The organism is Sulfitobacter noctilucicola (genome assembly GCF_000622385.1).
In the GTDB taxonomy this organism is placed as follows: domain Bacteria; phylum Pseudomonadota; class Alphaproteobacteria; order Rhodobacterales; family Rhodobacteraceae; genus Sulfitobacter; species Sulfitobacter noctilucicola.
This window is the reverse complement of the sequence record NZ_JASD01000008.1, coordinates 1,382,569-1,399,360: the sequence shown is the minus strand read 5'-3', so window position 1 is coordinate 1,399,360 and position 16,792 is coordinate 1,382,569. Positions and strand designations below refer to the sequence as shown.

Here is a 16,792-nt window from a genome sequence, read left to right as displayed (position 1 = left end):
ACGCCGTAAAGATTTCAGGACACTGAACGCTTTCGAACAAAGGTTCGGCACATTCTTCTGTCACTCAGGCACCTGAACCCGTGCCAAGGTAAAGCGTGCCTATTTCCATGTCCGACACCGTGATCGTCCACATCAGAACGCGCAAATCCTTCTGGATGGGCGTGCTATTCAGTGTCTTCGGTCTGCTGTGGTCCGTCATGTTCGGTGCCGCACTGTGGATCACCGCAGAATTCTCGTTTGGCCTGTTTCTTGCCTTCGCCCCCGGCCCCCTCTCTGGCCTACTGGGCCTGTGGTTTCTGGGGATCGCCCTCAAACGCCCTGTGGCCCTGCGGATGGATAGCCACGGCATCTCCGGCTTTTACGCCGATCCCGCGACATGGGATGAAATCACCGACATCGGCACATTCGACGATTACAACAGAAACCGCTTTGTTGGCTTTGCCGTGCAGGACCCGATTGCGCTGCGTGACCGCCAGACCGCATGGGGCCGCCTGAAATCCCACGCCAGCGGGCGCAGCTTTGGCTATCACATCGCCGTGCCCGAAACGCTGCTCAACGGTACCGATGCCGAAACACTTGCGACGCGGGCCAAAGCGCTCCACGCGGCGGCAACCTCCGTATGAGCATCGCACCCCCACATCCCATCATCATCAAGACGTCACGCGCCAAGACCGTGCTCACCGCCGCACTTTGCCTCTTCGTAGCAGCCATCAGCGCCTTGCACGCAAAGGCGGATGATACACCGATACCCGAGGCTTTGATCACCGGCCTCGCTGCCGTCTGTCTCACGGGATTTGCGCTCTACCTGCTGGCAATGGGGTTGTTTCGCCCCATCGCATTGCGCATGGATGCGGACGGCATCTCAGGCTACCATGCCCCGCCGGTGAAATGGGAAGACATCGACGACATTGCCGTTTATGTGCAGGAAACCAGACGCAACCCTTTCGATATCACCTATGCCGCGTTCCGGCTCACCCACTCCGCTGTTCTGCTCCACACGGTGCCGCGCCGCAGTTATGAGCACGCACTCCGGTTGCGCCGCCGCTCCGGCTATCACGTTCTGGTCCCCCAGTTGATGCTCAAAGACTACGACGCAAGTACGGTCGTCACTTATGCCCGCGCATTTCATCAGGCACGCCAGGCGCAGGACCGCCCCGCAACCGCCTAAAGCACAACGATGTGACTTGAGCCTGACGTCACCAAGCTGCATCCTTTAAAGCATGCGCTTTTTTATTGCCCTCTTCGTGTTCCTCGCCAGCCCCGCACTCGGCTGTGGTCCAGACAGCGATTGCCCCGTAGGCGACAGGATTTACCGAATCGCATTGCCAGAGGGGCACGATGGCAGCACGCCGGTGCCCGCGCTCATTTGGTCGCATGGCTATCGCGGCTCTGCTGCGGGCGTGATGCGCAACAGCTCCATGCGGCGCATGTTATCGGATGCGGGAATCGCGTTGATCGCGGCACAAGGGGTCAACGGGACATGGGACTTGCCCTATGGTCCGCGCACCTATGACAGCGACGGGTCGGCGGAATTTGCCTATTTCGACGCGGTCATCGCGGACGTCACGGCCAATCAGAACATCGACCCGGACCGGATCATCGCTGCGGGGTTTTCGGCAGGCGGCATGATGGTCTGGAACCTTGCCTGTGCGCGGCCAGAGACCTTTGCAGGGTTCATCCCTCTGTCCGGCACCTTTTGGTTAAAACCGCCCGATACCTGTGCCGCGCCTGTCACCAGCATAGTCCATATTCACGGCACCACCGACAAGACGGTGCCGCTCAAGGGCCGCGCCATCGGCGAGACCAAACAGGGCGAAGTCGAAGAAACGTTAAGCATGTACGAGAAATTCGGCGATTTCGGTGCGTCGAACTATTTCAAGACCGGGCCACTGATCTGCCGCAACCGCAGCAACCCTGACGGCGAAATCCTGCAATACTGCCTTTTCGACGGCGGACATTCTTTCCGCACCGAATACCTTGGCCACGGGATACAGGAATTGCATGAGGCTGGCCGGTTTTAACCCTCGAACGTCTCGGCAAACGCCTGTTCGCCCTTGGGCGTGAAGTGAATAATCCGCGTGCCTTCGACGCGGCTGGCCCAGCCCAACGCTTCCATCCGCGCCAAAAGCGCGCGGCCCACGCTGCCTGCCAGATGCGTCTGTCGCGCTGACCAGTCGAGACAGGACCGGCACATCGGCGTTTTGGATCTGCTTAACGCGTCGATATCCACACCAAAGTCGCTCAGGAAAGTCGCATCACGCAACACCACATCCGCCCCGTCTTCGACAATGACACCCCGCGCCAGCAACCCTTGATAAAGCGCGATACCCTTGGTGCCTGCCAGATGATTATAGCACACCCGCGCCTCGCGGAGCGCCGCGTCCCTCGGCCCCGTCCGCGTACGCAGATGTCCCGCGCCAGACGCAAGCCCCATCAGCGCCTCAAGCGCATGACCCACGTCGTCACCGCCAAGCGTGAAATACTTGTGCCGCCCCGATTTGCGACAGGCGATCATGGCAGCACTTTCGAGTTTCGCCAGATGCGCGCTGGCGGTTTGCACCGTCACACCGGCCTCGAATGCCAGTTCGGTCGCGGTCAGCGCCTTGCCCGCCATCAGCGCCGTCAGGATGTTTGCCCGCGCCGGGTCACCGATTAGTGCTGCGATACGGGATATGTCAGGACCTTCTTTCATACTTCGACCGTAACCGAAGCATATGTCCAGATCAATGCGCTAGACCATGCGCAGCAGCGAAAGGAAAACCCATGCTCACTTGCGTCATCCGCTATGAAATCGACCCCACCAAGAAAGCCCAGTTTGAACAATACGCCCGTAATTGGGGTCAGGCGATCCCGCGCTGCGGTGCCGATCTTGTCGGCTATTACGCCCCATACGAAGGGTCTTCGACACTGGCCTACGGCATCTACAATATCCCCAGCCTTGCCGCGTATGAGGCTTATCGCACGCGCCTTGCCGCGGATCCCTTGGGTCGTGAAAACTATGAATTCGCACAATCGGAGAAGTTTCTAATGCGCGAGGACAGGACCTTTCTGAAACTGGCCTCCACCCCTCAAGGAGACAGCACATGATCGCCGTTATATTTGAAGTTATGCCGCATCCCGACCGCAAGGCAGAATACCTCGACCTCGCCGCAGACATGCGGCCGATAGTGGATGAGATTGAGGGATTTGTCTCGGTAGAACGGTTTCAAAGTCTGACGGACCCCGACAAGCTACTGTCGCTCTCGTTCTTTGAGGATGAGAATGCCGTGCAACGCTGGCGCAAACTGGCGGCGCACCGGAAGGCGCAGGCAAAAGGCCGCGCCGGTATCTTTACTGATTACCACCTGCGCATTGCACAAGTGATCCGGGATTACGGCATGTTTGACCGAAAAGAGGCACCGTCTGACAGCCGTGCCTCACATGGATAAACGCGGGCGGCCTGTTAGGGCCGCCCGCGCTTGAGATGGGTTATTGCATGGAGGCGACGCCGAACATGTTGCCTTCTGTGTCCATACACAGGCTGACAAATCCGAACTCTCCGATAGAAAACTTGGGCCGCACCACCTGACCGCCCGCATCCGCGACGCGGCCCTCTTCGACCGCACAATCCTGTGCGTTGAAATAGATGATGGTGCCGCCCACACCGGGCCGTCCGTTTGGTGACTTGCTCAGCGCGCCGCCCGCGCCATAGACACTCATATCTGCAGCAAAGCTCATCATCTGGGTTTCGCCGGTCGGGTCACCCATCTGCTCCAACTTAGTGTCCAGCACCGCTTCGTAAAAGGCAGTGGCCCGGTCCAGATCGTCCACAAAAATATCAAACCAGCCGATTGCGTTCATCTTTGTCATCGTTTCATTCCTGTCTGTAAAAGTTGCTATGCCCCCTTCCTAGAGAACAGGAACCGCTTCGTATTGTAGATTTCAGACATCATATTTTTTTGCGTATTTCCCCGGTGTGTACCCTGTCGCTTTGCGGAACGAGTGGATGAAATGTGACTGATCCGCATATGACCAGATGTCGCCGCCGTTCAGCGCCATCTGCAATCGCAACACCTTAAGCAGATCATGCGGGCTAAAGCCTGTCGTGCTTTTGAGTTTGCGCTGCAACTGGCGTGGCGACATGTTATTCAGGTCGGCCATATCGGCCACGGTGTGGATCTCATCTAGGTTGGCAAAAATCGTCTCCGTCACCGGATTGCGCGCCACAAGGCCGTCCGCCACCAATCGGTCCACCAACCCCGACAAAACATCCTGCATATCGTCAAAAGATTGCTGCGAAAGGTCGCGGTTCAGTTCGACCAGCGGCAGGTTCCCTGCATAGGCCACATTCAACTGGCCATAAGCAATAGGCTCGACCTCATCGCGCCACACACCGGGCAGAAAACGGATGTTCACGAAATGGAATGACCGGCCCAGATTGAATTCTTCTGATGTGGCGCGCAATTTCGATACACCGGTGATCGTGGCGTCCTGTTGGTCAAAGACAATATAGGCACAGGCATCAGGCAGCGCGTGAAAGCGGTAGTCCTCCGCCAATGTCACGTTTGTTTTTAGCTCCAGATACCGGTGCACAATGCCCTGCAAATGCGCAGGCGGCTCTGTCTCTGTAAAAACAACGGCATCGACCGACTTGTCCTTACCGTTGCCTTTGGGATCGTACATGCTGTCTGTCTCTTACCGCAATTGGTGCTGTGGTATCGCATGGGCAGTGGCCGAAGGGAAATACCCTGTCCTACCTGATGCAAACAGTCTAGAAAGGTCCGACCATTCCACAATCAAAGACCGATGTTTATGTCCCATGTCTTCACCACCACCCGAGAATTGCGCTTTGGCGATTGCGACATTTCAGGCACTGCGTATTTCCCTGCATACCTCGACATCCTGAATGGAGTGAACGAGGAATTTTGGGCGCATCTGGGCTACCCCTGGCACGAGATCATCTGGAAAGACCGTTGGGGCACGCCGACTGTACACCTGACATGCGATTTTTCTATTCCGTCCCTCTTCGGTCAAACGCTCACGTTCGATTTGCGCGTCGTCAAAGTGGGGCGCTCATCCGTAACGCTGAAACATGACATCAGTTGTGAAGGTGAAAAACGCTGGAACTCTACGCAGGTGCTGGCTGCATCTGATCTGGACAAGCACACCTCTGTTCCTTGGCCAGAAGAGGTAAAGGCAACGCTGGATGAGTGGCTGGTCGAGGCCTGATGTAGCCGCATCGGCAGTCTACCTCTAACCTCCCATGCCCCCTTTATAGCTGACCGTATTGGTGAGCAGGCAGCCCTGTTTCAAACGGTGTCGCCTTTATCAAGGCGGGCGAGCCAATGCGCTGCGTCTTTCAGCACGGTCTCGCGTCGGTCCTCATCCATTCGGTCCCATGTGCGGTACATATTTCCCATGCGGGCGTTGTTGGAAAACCGGTCGCGGTGCCGGTCGAGAAAATGCCAGTACAGAAGATTAAAAGGGCACGCATCTTCGCCGGTCTTTATGCTGACCTTATAGGCGCATCCCTTGCAGTAATCCGACATCCGGTTGATGTATGCACCAGACGAAACATACGGTTTGGACGCGATCACACCGCCGTCCGCAAACTGGCTCATGCCTACGGTATTGGGGCTTTCGACCCATTCAAAGGCATCTGCATAGACCGCCAGATACCATTCATGCACCTGCCCCGGATCAATCCCTGCCAGCAGCGCAAAGTTGCCTGTAACCATCAAACGCTGGATGTGGTGGGCATAGGCCTGCTCTTTGGTCTGGGCGACCGCATGGGACACGCAATTCATCTTGGTCTCTGCACCCCAGTAAAAGGCGGGTAAATCGCGGTCCTGCTTGAGCACATTGCGCGTCGGATAATCCGGTCCTTCCAGGAAATAGATGCCCCGCACATATTCGCGCCAGCCGATGATCTGCCGGATGAAGCCTTCGGCAGCGTTGATCGGCACATCACCCTTTTTCCATGCCTCCTCTGCGGCCTGACAAACCTCAAGCGGTCCTAGAAGGCCCGTATTGATATAGGGCGATAAGACCGCGTGATATAGAAACTGGTGACCTTCAAGCATGGCATCCTGATAGTCCCCGAACCGCGGCAAGGCATGTTCTATGAAATAGGCGAGTGCTTCTAACGCCTGTGCTCTGGTGGTGGCGAAACCGAAGGGACGCAGATCACCAAAGTGGTCGCCGAAACGGTCCTCGACCAGCTCTAGCACTTCTTCGACTTCGGCATCCGGTTCAAACCACAACGGTCCCTCAACACTTACATCATCGGGCGCGGCCTTGCGGTTGTCGTGGTCGTAATTCCACTTGTCCCCGGCGGGCTCATCACCTTCCATCAGCAAGCCGGTCTTGCGCCGCATCTCTCGATAGAAATATTCCATCCGCAACGCCTTGCGCCCTTCGGCCCATGCCTCGAACTCAGCGTGGCTCGCGATAAAGCGGTCATCACGGATAATATGGGTTTTGACTGGTGCGTACTTCAGCTTGTCAATCAGCCGCCATTCGCCCGGTTCGGTACAGATGACCCCGCTCGCTTCCGTTTCTTCTGCGCGACGCAGCAGTTCACCGACAATCGAGCCTGCGTTATCCGCGTCATCCAGACGGGTATAGCGCACCTCCCATCCGTCATCCTGCAGCGCCTTGGCAAACTTGCGCATTGCCGCAAAGATCAGGGCGATTTTCTTGGGGTGATGTTTTACATACCCCGCCTCTTCCGACACCTCGGCCATAACGACAATATCACTGCCTTTATCTGCTTTCTTGAGCGCGGACAGATCGTGCGACAGCTGGTCTCCCAGCACCAGAACAAGGCGGCTCACCACGGCACCTCTTTTCCCTGCCAATCAAAGAATTTACCGGTCTGGGCGGGTGTCAGCCCCTCCATCACGCGGATCAGGTTCTCTGCGGCTTCGGACGGCGCAACTGCCGGATGCCTCCCCAGATATTTCTCGGTGAAGGGGGTCGCCACCGTACCGGGGTGCAGGGAAACACAGGCAAGGTCCTTGTGGGTTCGTGCCAGCTCGATCGCGGCGGTATGCACAATCTGGTTCACTGCCGCCTTGGCACTGCGATAGCTGATCCAGCCGCCAATGCGGTTGTCGCCAATCGATCCCACCCGCGCCGATAGTACGGCCATCACGCAGCGGCTATCACGCGGCAACAGGTCATGTGCATGGCTCAAAACAAGAGCCGGTCCGACCGCATTCAGCGCAAACTGGTCCAGCATCGCCTGCGGCTCGATCGTCTTGATGGTTTTCTCGGGCTCGGCACCCTGGATTTCCAACGCACCGGTAGCGACAATCAAGCGGTTAAACGTCCCCTCAAGCCGGCCCAGATGTTCCGCCACGCTTTGCGCGTTCGTGATATCGAAGCCGTCAACTGACCGCGAAAGGCGTGTCACCTGCTCTCCGCGGTTTTCGCATGCCTCGGCCAGTGCTGCACCAATGCCACCGGAAGCACCTATGATCAAAGTATTATCCATGCGCTTTGACCTAGGTGGGCACTGCCGCGCTTCAACGGAAAAATGACCCCGATCCATCTGGGCAGACAAAGCGCAAACTCCCTCTTCCCATTTCAGAACACTTGCCTATAAATGACGCCATGACACACGCTGCCGATAAATCCACCCTGCTGCCGCTTTCGGCTGCCGCGCTGCGTGCTTCCCTGCTGCTGCTAATCCGCCTCTGAGCGTGCCATCCCGGCGCGTCCGCTCAGAGGGCATATCACCGCGCCATGGATTGCAAAGCAGAAACGAGAGATTAACAAAATGACTGATAAGACAAAACAAGACCGCGTCTTGATTTTCGACACGACCCTTCGCGACGGAGAGCAGTCTCCGGGTGCAACCATGACCCATGCTGAAAAGCTTGAGATTGCAGGCCTGCTCGACGAGATGGGCGTGGACATCATCGAAGCAGGTTTTCCGATAGCCTCCGAAGGCGATTTTGCTGCCGTGTCTGAGATCGCCAAGAACGCGAAAAGTTCGGTGATCTGTGGCCTTGCGCGCGCGCAATTCGGGGACATCGACCGGTGTTGGGAGGCTGTGAAACATGCATCCCAGCCCCGCATTCACACCTTTATCGGCACATCGCCGCTGCACCGCGCCATTCCCAATCTTACTAAAGACGAAATGGCAGATCGTATCCACGAAACGGTGACCCATGCGCGTAACCTGTGCGATAACGTGCAGTGGTCCCCGATGGACGCCACGCGCACCGAACTCGACTATCTGTACCGCGTTGTGGAAATCGCGATCAAAGCGGGTGCCACCACGATCAACATTCCAGATACAGTCGGTTATACCGCACCGCGCGAAAGCGCCGATTTAATCACCAAACTGCTCGAAAACGTTCCGGGCGCTGACGAGATTATTTTCGCCACCCACTGCCACAACGACCTTGGCATGGCGACAGCCAACAGCCTTGCTGCCGTTGAAGCCGGCGCGCGCCAGATCGAATGCACAATCAACGGATTGGGCGAACGTGCGGGCAACACCGCGTTGGAAGAGGTCGTGATGGCGCTGCGCGTGCGCAACGATATCATGCCCTACCAAACCAGTATCGACGCAACCAAGATCATGAACATCTCGCGCCGGGTCTCGACTGTCTCCGGCTTTCCAGTGCAGCCCAATAAGGCCATCGTCGGTAAGAACGCCTTCGCGCACGAATCCGGCATCCATCAGGACGGCATGCTGAAAAACGCAGAGACGTTCGAGATCATGCGCCCCGAAGACGTGGGCCTCACCGAGACCAACATCGTCATGGGCAAACATTCCGGCCGTGCGGCGTTGCGTTCAAAGCTTGAGGATCTCGGGTTTGAGCTTGGTGACAACCAGCTCAAGGATGTCTTTGTCAGGTTCAAGGAACTGGCCGACCGCAAAAAGGAAATCTACGAAGACGATTTGATCGCTTTGATGCGCACGACCACCGATCCTGAAGAAGCGCAGGTCAAGCTTGTCTCAATGCACGTGGTTTGCGGCACCGAAGGGCCAAACCAGGCGCGTATGACCCTGAACGTGGACGGCAAAGACCTGCAAACAGAGCAAACCGGCGACGGCCCCGTTGATGCGGCATTCAACTGCGTGAAAGCGCTTGTGCCTCACGAGGCCAGATTGCAGCTGTATCAGGTTCACGCTGTGACCGAGGGCACCGACGCGCAAGCTACGGTATCAGTGCGCATGGAAGAAGCTGGCCGTATTGTGACGGGTCAGGCTGCGGATACTGATACCGTGGTATCCTCCACCCGCGCGTATATCCATGCCCTGAACCGTCTGCTGGTCCGTCGCGAAAAAGGCGGCACCGATCAGCGCGAGGTCAGCTACAAGGATATCGCTTGAACCACGGCGACCTGCTGGCACGTATCGAAAACGGATTGAATGCCGCGCTTGATGAAAGCGCGGCATTTGCGTTTTTGGGCCGATTGAAGGCCCTAGGACCGATACGGGTTCTTGGGTGCCCTGTCATCACTCAGCGAAGTCTGCGACCGCTCGACGATCATGACAGCGGCATCCGCCAAGTGCTCTCGCTCGATGGCATTGGCCCCTCTCGCCACGCGCAGCTTGTGGGCTTCCAGCATAACTTCGGCATGGCTTGAACCGCGCGGCGGAATGAAGGCATAGCATGCCAACTCGATCAGCAGGCCCAGAGGGTCCTTGAAGTAGATCGAATGCATAAAGCCGCGATCCTTGATCCCTGAATTGCCGATGCCCCGTTCCTTCAAACGTTCAAGAACCTGATCGAACATGGCGCGGTCCACTTCGAATGCGATGTGGTGGACGCAACCAGGGTCCATAGGCGTCCGGTCATGCACCGGCTTGCGGCTTTCGTTTGTGAATATCGTGATCAACCGCCCGTCACCGGGGTCAAAGTAAAGATGGCCTTCGTCTGGGTCATCCAGATTAGGCTGGTCGAAAATGAACGGCATGCCCAGCACACCTTCCCAGAAATCAATGCTGGTCTGGCGATCAGCACCCGTTAGCGTGATGTGATGCACACCGAGGCTTTGAATTTTCTTCATGTCAGTCTGCTCCGTAAGGTGAGTTTACATTCCATCTTAGCCACAAGCGGCAACATGCCCAATAGGGCAAAACTGCCCCTTTCGCCTGCCCCCTCCCGAGCCTATAAGGGCTTCCAGCCTGCCTCATCAGAGTCGCGGGCCAAACAGACTTTTAGCAAGGTACTCAGGCGCATGAACCTCTTTGGAAACCTCGGCGGGCTGTTCTCCTCCGATATGGCGATCGACCTCGGCACGGCAAATACACTTGTCTACGTCAAGGGACGGGGAATTGTGCTGTCCGAACCGTCAGTTGTCGCCTACCACATCAAGGACGGTGTCAAAAAAGTACTGGCCGTGGGCGAGGATGCCAAGCTGATGTTGGGCCGTACACCGGGCAGCATCGAAGCGATCCGCCCCATGCGTGAAGGTGTCATTGCAGACTTCGACACCGCCGAAGAAATGATCAAACACTTCATCCGCAAGGTCCACAAACGCTCTACTTTCTCAAAGCCCAAGATCATCGTCTGTGTGCCGCATGGTGCGACCCCCGTTGAAAAACGCGCGATCCGCCAGTCGGTTCTGTCAGCAGGTGCGCGCCGCGCCGGTCTGATTGCCGAACCGATTGCAGCGGCCATTGGTGCCGGCATGCCGATCACCGACCCGACCGGCAACATGGTTGTCGATATCGGCGGCGGTACGACCGAGGTTGCGGTGCTGTCTCTGGGCGATATCGTCTATGCGCGTTCTGTGCGTGTGGGTGGTGACCGTATGGACGAGGCGATCATCAGCTATCTGCGCCGTCAGCAGAACCTGTTGGTGGGTGAAACCACGGCTGAGCGGATCAAGACGTCTATCGGTACAGCCCGTATGCCCGATGACGGGCGCGGTACATCCATGCAAATCCGCGGACGCGACCTGTTGAACGGCGTGCCCAAGGAAATCGAAGTCACGCAGGCGCAGATTGCCGAAGCCTTGGCTGAACCGGTGCAGCAAATCTGCGAGGCCGTGATGACCGCGCTTGAAACAACGCCCCCCGATCTGGCCGCCGACATCGTTGACCGCGGCGTGATGCTGACCGGTGGTGGCGCTTTGCTGGGTGATCTGGATCTGGCACTGCGCGAGCAGACCGGCCTTGCCGTTTCAATCGCGGACGAATCCCTGAACTGTGTGGCACTGGGCACCGGCAAGGCGCTGGAGTACGAAAAACAGCTGCGCCATGCCATCGACTATGACAGCTGATATTTGCTAGACTGGGCCAAGGCCCGGTTGCCCGGGCAGGAGCGCAGGGGACATGGCAAGCGACCGTTCAAATACAGGCGATTATACCGGCCCGCTGCGGCGGTTGCTTTTGGCTGTCCTGATCCTGCTGCTTGCCACCACATTCCTTCTTTGGCGGATCGATAGCCCGCGCGTTGAACGTTTTCGCGCCCAAATCACAGACCGTTTGGTGCCAAATCTGGACTGGGCGATGGCACCGGTCACAGGCACCATCAATCTGCTACGAGATTTCCAGTCTTACCAACGCCTTGCAGAGCAAAATCAGGAATTGCGTTCAGAACTGCGCCAAATGCAGGCGTGGAAAGAAGCTGCGCTCCAGCTCGAGCAGGAAAACGCGCGATTGCTTGATTTGAACAAGGTGCGCCTTGATCCGCGCCTGACGTTTATTACCGGTGTGGTTCTAGCCGATTCCGGTTCGCCGTTCCGTCAGTCCGTGTTGTTGAACGTAGGCGCGCGCGACGGTTTGGTGGACGGCTGGGCCACCATGGATGGCATTGGACTAGTCGGTCGTATTTCTGGCGTGGCCGAAAACACCGCGCGCGTCATCCTGTTGACCGATGCCACAAGCCGTATCCCCGCGACTATCCAACCCTCGGGCCAACGTGCCATCGTAGCTGGTGATAACTCTATCGCGCCGCCCATCGATTTTCTGGAAAATCCCGATTTGGTCCGTCCGGGTGACCGCGTGATCAGCTCCGGTGACGGCGGTGTCTTTCCGGCTGGTCTGCTGATCGGGCAAGTGGCTGCTGATCCGGGTGGCCGCCTGCGCGTTCGGCTTGCGGCAGATTACGAACGACTAGAGTTCTTGCGGGTTCTGCGCCACTACGGCACCGAAAACGTGACGGACACGGCACGCGTGATCACTGCTGACGGCCCATTGGTCGAGACAGAGACGGCGGTGGGCGAATGAACGACCTTTCCCAGACACGTCTTTGGCTGATGCGAGCGTCTTTTGCTTTGCTTACGCTGGTGATCCTGTTCTTCCACCTCCTGCCACTTGAAACACTGCCGCGCCGTTGGGCCGGACCTGATTTGTTGTTGTGCTTTGCCATCGCATGGAGCCTGCGGCGTCCTGAATACGTGCCCGCATTGGCGCTGGCCTGCGCCTTTCTGTTGGCTGACCTGCTTTTACAGCGGCCTCCGGGGCTTTGGGCTATGCTGGCATTGATCGTCTGCGAAAACCTCAAGTCGAGGGGCCGGTCCCTGCGCGATGCAAATTTCGCGGCAGAGTGGGTAACGGTCAGTCTGATGATGATCGGGCTTGTTATCAGCTACAGGCTCATTCTGATGATCATGCTTATCGATCTGCCCGGCATGGCACTTATCCTGACGGAACTGGGTCTGACGATCCTAATGTATCCGGTGGTCGTCGCGATCACCCATTTCGGCATGGGCGTGCGCAAGGCTGCACCGGGCGATCTGGATGCCTTGGGTCAACGGGTGTGAGGGAGATCGGATCATGAGACGCAACCGCGCTGAAAACGATGCAAACCACGCCAAACTGACGCGCCGCGCGGCCCTTTTGGGGGGTGTGCAGCTGTTGTTCATGGGGGGGCTTGCCGCCCGCATGCGGTATTTGCAAGTGGATCAGGCGGACCAGTTTCGCCTTCTGGCCGAGGAGAACCGCATCAACATCCGTCTGATCCCGCCTGCGCGTGGCGAGATCTTTGACCGCAACGGTGTACGTCTGGCTGAAAATGTACCCAGCTACCGCATTGTAATGGTGCGCGAAGATGCAGGCGATGTGGACGCCGTGATGGCGCGGCTGAGCCAGATCATCAACATCGATCTCGAAACCTACGAGCGCGCGCTGGAGGAGCTTAAACGCTCTGCGCCCTTCCTGCCTGTTACGATTGTGGAAGGTGTCAGCTGGGACGAGGTCAGCAAAGTCAGCGTCAATGCCCCTGCCCTGCCCGGTGTCACGCCAGAGGTCGGTCTGACGCGGGTTTATCCGCGCGGATCGGATTTCGCGCATGTGGTGGGCCGCGTCGGTCGGGTCAGCCAGAAAGACCTTGATGCGCTGGAAAACCCCGATCAGGTGCTTCGCATTCCGCGCTTCCAGATCGGCAAGATCAACGTAGAGGCCCGCGCCGAGGATGCGCTACGCGGTGCTGCGGGCACCAAACAGGTCGAGGTCAACGCAACCGGCCGCGTAATGCGTGAACTGGACCGCCGTGAGGGGCAATCGGGGGCCGACCTGCAGCTGACAATCGATAGCAAGTTGCAAGGGTACGTGCAGGCCCGTCTCGGCGACGAAAGTGCCGCTGTCGTCATCATTGATTGTGAAACAGGTGATCTGGCCGCGATTGCATCAGCGCCCAGCTACGATCCCAATCTCTTTATCGGCGGCATTTCATCCAAAGACTATGACCCGCTTCTGAACTCGCCTTATCGGCCTCTCGTCAACAAGACGGTGCAGGGTGCCTATCCGCCCGGCTCCACCTTCAAGATGATTACAGCGATGGCGGCCCTCGAAGAAGGGATCGTGGGGCCTGATGAAACTGTCTACTGCCCCGGACACCTCGAAGTGGCTGATCGCAAGTTCCACTGCTGGAAACGCGCAGGTCACGGGTGGGTCGATCTCGAAAACTCACTCAAGCAATCTTGCGATGTTTATTACTACGATCTGGCCCTCAAGGTCGGGATCGAAAAGATCTCGGCGATGGCCAAGCGTTTTGGCCTTGGCATCCGCCACGATCTGGCGTTGTCCTCCGTGAATTCCGGCCTGACGCCCACCAAAGAGTGGAAGCGCACCTCTCGCGGTGCGGACTGGGTTATCGGTGACACGGTCAATGCCTCCATCGGGCAAGGCTTCATGCTTGCCTCTCCGTTACAGCTTGCAGTGATGAGCGCGCGGATTGCCACGGGCCGCGCTGTGGTGCCACGCCTGATCAAGTCGGTGGATGGCGTCGAGCAACCATCGGGCGGCGGCGGGCCGCTCGATATGAACGAGAACAACCTGCGAAAGATGCGTCGCGCGATGTACGAAGTGGTCAATGACCGGCGCGGGACAGCGTACCGAAGCAGGATCATCGCAGACGGTATGCGCATGGCCGGCAAAACCGGCACCAGTCAGGTGCGCAATATTACCGCAGCTGAACGCGCGCGGGGCGTAACCCGAAATTCCGATTTGCCTTGGGAGCGTCGTGACCACGCCCTGTTCGTGGCGTTCGCCCCCTATGACAAACCGCGCTATGCGGTGTCTGTGCTGGTGGAACATGGCGGTGGCGGATCTACTGCTGCGGCCCCCATTGCCCGCGATGTGATGTTGCAGGCCATGGCGGACGGCCCCCCGCCGTTGGAAGCCTATCCGACAGGCGACCGCGCACGCATCAAGACACAACAAAAGCGCCTGCGTGATGTGCAGCCCCAAGCCGCGATAAACGGCAAAGATCAAGCATGAGTTATCTCGAATATACGGTCAAATCCGTCCCGACGGGTTTTCGCAAGATATTGCACCTCAACTGGCCACTGGCGCTGTTGCTGGCCTCGGTCTGCGGTGTCGGCTTCCTCATGCTGTATTCCGTCGCGGGCGGGTCTTTCAGCCCTTGGGCTGAACCGCAGATGAAGCGCTTCGGTCTCGGTCTCGCCCTCATGCTCGGGGTCGCGCTGGTGCCTATTTGGTTGTGGCGCAACCTGTCCGGCCTGGCCTACGGTGTGTCGCTTGTCCTCCTGTTGGCCGTCGCGTTTGTAGGCGACTCGCGCAAAGGCTCACAGCGTTGGCTCGACCTCGGCTTTATAGACCTGCAACCATCCGAGCTGATGAAGATCACGCTCGTGATGTTTTTGGCCGCCTATTATGACTGGCTTCCTGCGCGGCGCGTGTCGCATCCTTTCTGGGTGCTGCTTCCGGTCGGGATCATTCTTTTGCCGACCGCCCTGGTTCTGCAACAGCCTGATCTGGGCACCTCGATCCTGCTGCTGACGGCCGGTGCGGGCCTCATGTTTCTGGCTGGTGTGCACTGGGCATACTTTGCAGTCGTCATAGCCGCAGGAATCGGGTTGGTCACAGCCGTTTTCCAGTCGCGCGGCACCGCTTGGCAGTTGCTGAACGATTACCAGTACCGCCGGATTGATACGTTTCTTGATCCGGCCGCTGATCCCTTGGGCGCAGGATATCACATTACCCAATCCAAGATTGCACTGGGGTCCGGGGGCTGGACCGGACGGGGCTTTATGCAAGGCACGCAGTCGCGGCTCAACTTCCTGCCCGAGAAGCATACCGATTTTATCTTCACCACACTGGCCGAAGAATTCGGATTTGTCGGGGCCATATCCCTGCTCGCGCTGTACGCCTTGATCATCGTCTTTTGCGTGGTCACCGCGATCCGCAATAAAGACCGGTTCTCGTCTCTCCTGACACTCGGCATCGCACTGAACTTCTTTTTGTTCTTCGCTGTGAACATGTCCATGGTCATGGGTATGGCCCCTGTTGTGGGTGTACCCCTACCGCTTGTCAGTTATGGAGGATCAGCGATGCTGGTTCTGCTATTGGCTTTCGGGCTGGTACAATCCGCCCATGTTCACCGACCGAGGTAATCCATGACACTGAATATCCTTTTCGCCGCCAAAGCGGAGCGTTGGGACACATATAAACAGCCCTTGCGTGATGCATTGGTTGCAGCCGGGCTCGACGCGAACCTGTCGATGGATATCCCGCCGGAGGATGTCGATTATATTGTCTATGCTCCCAATAGCGAGCTTCAGGATTTCACGCCATATGCCCGCACCAAGGCCGTTTTGAACCTCTGGGCGGGGGTAGAGGCGATTACCGGTAACGAAACGCTGAAGCTTCCTTTGGCCCGAATGGTTGATCCGGGTCTGACGCGGGCGATGGTCGAGTGGGTCACCGCACATGTTCTGCGGCACCATCTGGGAATAGATACCGATATCCAGCGCAATGATACGATCTGGGCACCGCGCACGCCGCCGCTAGCGCAAGAACGCAACGTTGTGGTTCTGGGGCTTGGCGAACTGGGGACCGCTGTCTGCGAAGTCCTTCTGGCAATTGGCTTTCAAGTCACCGGTTGGTCGCGCAGCCCTAAAGAGATTGCCGGCGTGACTTGCCTGCATGGTCAGGACGGTCTGGACGCTGCATTGGCCAAAGCCGAAATCGCCGTACTGCTTTTGCCGGACACGCCCGCGACAGAGAACACACTAAATGCGCGAACGCTTAATCTCATGCCGGAAGGTGCGTTCATCATCAACCCCGGACGCGGTCCACTGATTGACGACGATGCGCTCTTAGCGGCCCTTGACGACGGGCAGATTGCCCACGCAACGCTAGATGTATTCAGGGTGGAACCGCTGCCCGCCGATCATCCGTATTGGAGCGATCCGAAGGTAACGGTGACGCCCCATATCGCGGCAGAGACAAGGGCAGTGACAGCCAGCGAAGTGATTGTTGAAAACATCCGGCGCGGTGAAGCGGGGGAGCCATTCCTCTACCTCGTGGACCGCGAGCTGGGCTACTGATCCGACAGAATTCCAAAATGTAAGCGGACCGGAGGGGGAAACCCCTCCG

The 16,792-nt window shown here is 58.0% G+C and carries 19 protein-coding genes; 13 read left to right on the top strand and 6 right to left on the bottom strand.

What is annotated here, in order from left to right; translation table 11 throughout:
- Window positions 1–107 precede the first annotated feature (107 nt).
- Genes Z946_RS0110600 through Z946_RS0110590 form a run of 3 tightly spaced genes read left to right on the top strand, consistent with a single transcriptional unit; the run spans window position 108 to window position 2,021 of the window.
- On the top strand, window positions 108–623 hold the full coding sequence (locus Z946_RS0110600) for a hypothetical protein (protein WP_025055711.1): 516 nt from the start codon (window positions 108–110) through the stop codon (window positions 621–623).
- Window positions 620–1,168 carry a hypothetical protein gene (locus Z946_RS0110595; protein WP_025055710.1) on the top strand — a complete coding sequence of 183 codons (549 nt, stop codon included), beginning with the start codon at window positions 620–622 and terminating at the stop codon, window positions 1,166–1,168. Before Z946_RS0110600 ends, Z946_RS0110595 begins: the two co-directional genes overlap by 4 nt.
- Before the next feature lie 52 nt (window positions 1,169–1,220).
- Window positions 1,221–2,021, top strand: coding sequence for a CE1 family esterase (locus Z946_RS0110590; RefSeq protein WP_025055709.1), 801 nt, complete (start codon window positions 1,221–1,223; stop codon window positions 2,019–2,021).
- On the opposite strand, the gene Z946_RS0110585 is transcribed toward Z946_RS0110590, so the two are convergent.
- The gene (locus Z946_RS0110585) at window positions 2,018–2,692 is read right to left on the bottom strand and encodes an ArsR/SmtB family transcription factor (protein WP_025055708.1); all 675 of its coding nucleotides are present in this window, start codon (window positions 2,690–2,692) and stop codon (window positions 2,018–2,020) included. The genes Z946_RS0110590 and Z946_RS0110585 overlap by 4 nt on opposite strands.
- 71 nt (window positions 2,693–2,763) lie before the next feature.
- On the opposite strand from Z946_RS0110585, the gene Z946_RS0110580 reads away from it, so the two are divergent.
- Both Z946_RS0110580 and Z946_RS0110575 read left to right on the top strand, forming a co-directional pair.
- Window positions 2,764–3,087 carry an NIPSNAP family protein gene (locus Z946_RS0110580; RefSeq protein WP_025055707.1) on the top strand — a complete coding sequence of 108 codons (324 nt, stop codon included), beginning with the start codon at window positions 2,764–2,766 and terminating at the stop codon, window positions 3,085–3,087.
- Window positions 3,084–3,428 carry an antibiotic biosynthesis monooxygenase family protein gene (locus Z946_RS0110575; protein WP_025055706.1) on the top strand — a complete coding sequence of 115 codons (345 nt, stop codon included), beginning with the start codon at window positions 3,084–3,086 and terminating at the stop codon, window positions 3,426–3,428. The genes Z946_RS0110580 and Z946_RS0110575 overlap by 4 nt, the downstream gene beginning before the upstream one ends.
- 40 nt (window positions 3,429–3,468) lie before the next feature.
- On the opposite strand, the gene Z946_RS0110570 is transcribed toward Z946_RS0110575, so the two are convergent.
- Both Z946_RS0110570 and Z946_RS0110565 read right to left on the bottom strand, forming a co-directional pair.
- A complete protein-coding gene (locus tag Z946_RS0110570; RefSeq protein ID WP_025055705.1) occupies window positions 3,469–3,849 on the bottom strand; it encodes a VOC family protein in 381 nt (126 codons plus the stop codon).
- Between the two features lie 72 nt (window positions 3,850–3,921).
- On the bottom strand, window positions 3,922–4,662 hold the full coding sequence (locus Z946_RS0110565) for a helix-turn-helix domain-containing protein (RefSeq protein ID WP_025055704.1): 741 nt from the start codon (window positions 4,660–4,662) through the stop codon (window positions 3,922–3,924).
- Between the two features lie 129 nt (window positions 4,663–4,791).
- Between Z946_RS0110565 and Z946_RS0110560 the strand changes: the two genes are divergently transcribed.
- The gene (locus Z946_RS0110560; protein WP_025055703.1) at window positions 4,792–5,208 is read left to right on the top strand and encodes an acyl-CoA thioesterase; all 417 of its coding nucleotides are present in this window, start codon (window positions 4,792–4,794) and stop codon (window positions 5,206–5,208) included.
- A gap of 80 nt (window positions 5,209–5,288) precedes the next feature.
- Here Z946_RS0110560 and Z946_RS0110555 read toward each other — a convergent pair whose 3' ends face one another.
- Together Z946_RS0110555 and Z946_RS0110550 are read right to left on the bottom strand one after the other, a co-directional pair.
- Window positions 5,289–6,815, bottom strand: a complete 1,527-nt coding sequence (locus tag Z946_RS0110555; protein ID WP_025055702.1) for a cryptochrome/photolyase family protein — start codon at window positions 6,813–6,815, stop codon at window positions 5,289–5,291.
- Window positions 6,812–7,477: an SDR family NAD(P)-dependent oxidoreductase gene (locus Z946_RS0110550; RefSeq protein ID WP_025055701.1), complete on the bottom strand. Its 666-nt coding sequence runs from the start codon at window positions 7,475–7,477 to the stop codon at window positions 6,812–6,814. Before Z946_RS0110550 ends, Z946_RS0110555 begins: the two co-directional genes overlap by 4 nt.
- 285 nt (window positions 7,478–7,762) lie before the next feature.
- On the opposite strand from Z946_RS0110550, the gene Z946_RS0110540 reads away from it, so the two are divergent.
- Window positions 7,763–9,331: a 2-isopropylmalate synthase gene (locus Z946_RS0110540; protein WP_025055700.1), complete on the top strand. Its 1,569-nt coding sequence runs from the start codon at window positions 7,763–7,765 to the stop codon at window positions 9,329–9,331.
- A gap of 92 nt (window positions 9,332–9,423) precedes the next feature.
- Here the strand turns inward: Z946_RS0110540 and Z946_RS0110535 are convergent, their stop codons facing one another.
- Window positions 9,424–10,011 (bottom strand): VOC family protein, encoded by a 588-nt coding sequence (locus tag Z946_RS0110535; RefSeq protein WP_025055699.1) that lies wholly within the window; start codon window positions 10,009–10,011, stop codon window positions 9,424–9,426.
- Window positions 10,012–10,182: 171 nt separating this feature from the next.
- Here Z946_RS0110535 and Z946_RS0110530 point away from each other — a divergent pair, with 171 nt between their 5' ends.
- The 6 genes from Z946_RS0110530 to Z946_RS0110505 are packed head-to-tail and all read left to right on the top strand — an operon-like array spanning window position 10,183 to window position 16,743.
- Window positions 10,183–11,229 (top strand): rod shape-determining protein, encoded by a 1,047-nt coding sequence (locus Z946_RS0110530; RefSeq protein ID WP_025055698.1) that lies wholly within the window; start codon window positions 10,183–10,185, stop codon window positions 11,227–11,229.
- A 52-nt stretch (window positions 11,230–11,281) separates the two neighbouring features.
- Window positions 11,282–12,178, top strand: a complete 897-nt coding sequence (gene mreC, locus Z946_RS0110525; protein ID WP_025055697.1) for a rod shape-determining protein MreC — start codon at window positions 11,282–11,284, stop codon at window positions 12,176–12,178.
- Window positions 12,175–12,714: a hypothetical protein gene (locus Z946_RS0110520; protein WP_025055696.1), complete on the top strand. Its 540-nt coding sequence runs from the start codon at window positions 12,175–12,177 to the stop codon at window positions 12,712–12,714. The genes mreC and Z946_RS0110520 overlap by 4 nt, the downstream gene beginning before the upstream one ends.
- A gap of 13 nt (window positions 12,715–12,727) precedes the next feature.
- Window positions 12,728–14,671 (top strand): penicillin-binding protein 2, encoded by a 1,944-nt coding sequence (mrdA, locus tag Z946_RS0110515; RefSeq protein WP_025055695.1) that lies wholly within the window; start codon window positions 12,728–12,730, stop codon window positions 14,669–14,671.
- Window positions 14,668–15,807, top strand: a complete 1,140-nt coding sequence (gene rodA, locus Z946_RS0110510; RefSeq protein WP_025055694.1) for a rod shape-determining protein RodA — start codon at window positions 14,668–14,670, stop codon at window positions 15,805–15,807. Before mrdA ends, rodA begins: the two co-directional genes overlap by 4 nt.
- Before the next feature lie 3 nt (window positions 15,808–15,810).
- Window positions 15,811–16,743, top strand: a complete 933-nt coding sequence (locus Z946_RS0110505) for a 2-hydroxyacid dehydrogenase (RefSeq protein ID WP_025055693.1) — start codon at window positions 15,811–15,813, stop codon at window positions 16,741–16,743.
- The last annotated feature ends 49 nt before the right edge of the window (window positions 16,744–16,792 follow it).

Excerpts from the sequence above, each read along its gene's own strand:
- Z946_RS0110600 (WP_025055711.1), top strand. The coding sequence starts at position 108 with ATGTCCGACACCGTGATCGTCCACATCAGAACGCGCAAATCCTTCTGG.
- Z946_RS0110595 (WP_025055710.1), top strand. The coding sequence starts at position 620 with ATGAGCATCGCACCCCCACATCCCATCATCATCAAGACGTCACGCGCC.
- Z946_RS0110590 (WP_025055709.1), top strand. The coding sequence starts at position 1,221 with ATGCGCTTTTTTATTGCCCTCTTCGTGTTCCTCGCCAGCCCCGCACTC.
- Z946_RS0110585 (WP_025055708.1), bottom strand. The coding sequence starts at position 2,692 with ATGAAAGAAGGTCCTGACATATCCCGTATCGCAGCACTAATCGGTGAC.
- Z946_RS0110580 (WP_025055707.1), top strand. The coding sequence starts at position 2,764 with ATGCTCACTTGCGTCATCCGCTATGAAATCGACCCCACCAAGAAAGCC.
- Z946_RS0110575 (WP_025055706.1), top strand. The coding sequence starts at position 3,084 with ATGATCGCCGTTATATTTGAAGTTATGCCGCATCCCGACCGCAAGGCA.
- Z946_RS0110570 (WP_025055705.1), bottom strand. The coding sequence starts at position 3,849 with ATGACAAAGATGAACGCAATCGGCTGGTTTGATATTTTTGTGGACGAT.
- Z946_RS0110565 (WP_025055704.1), bottom strand. The coding sequence starts at position 4,662 with ATGTACGATCCCAAAGGCAACGGTAAGGACAAGTCGGTCGATGCCGTT.
- Z946_RS0110560 (WP_025055703.1), top strand. The coding sequence starts at position 4,792 with ATGTCCCATGTCTTCACCACCACCCGAGAATTGCGCTTTGGCGATTGC.
- Z946_RS0110550 (WP_025055701.1), bottom strand. The coding sequence starts at position 7,477 with ATGGATAATACTTTGATCATAGGTGCTTCCGGTGGCATTGGTGCAGCA.
- Z946_RS0110540 (WP_025055700.1), top strand. The coding sequence starts at position 7,763 with ATGACTGATAAGACAAAACAAGACCGCGTCTTGATTTTCGACACGACC.
- Z946_RS0110535 (WP_025055699.1), bottom strand. The coding sequence starts at position 10,011 with ATGAAGAAAATTCAAAGCCTCGGTGTGCATCACATCACGCTAACGGGT.
- Z946_RS0110530 (WP_025055698.1), top strand. The coding sequence starts at position 10,183 with ATGAACCTCTTTGGAAACCTCGGCGGGCTGTTCTCCTCCGATATGGCG.
- mreC (WP_025055697.1), top strand. The coding sequence starts at position 11,282 with ATGGCAAGCGACCGTTCAAATACAGGCGATTATACCGGCCCGCTGCGG.
- Z946_RS0110520 (WP_025055696.1), top strand. The coding sequence starts at position 12,175 with ATGAACGACCTTTCCCAGACACGTCTTTGGCTGATGCGAGCGTCTTTT.
- mrdA (WP_025055695.1), top strand. The coding sequence starts at position 12,728 with ATGAGACGCAACCGCGCTGAAAACGATGCAAACCACGCCAAACTGACG.
- rodA (WP_025055694.1), top strand. The coding sequence starts at position 14,668 with ATGAGTTATCTCGAATATACGGTCAAATCCGTCCCGACGGGTTTTCGC.
- Z946_RS0110505 (WP_025055693.1), top strand. The coding sequence starts at position 15,811 with ATGACACTGAATATCCTTTTCGCCGCCAAAGCGGAGCGTTGGGACACA.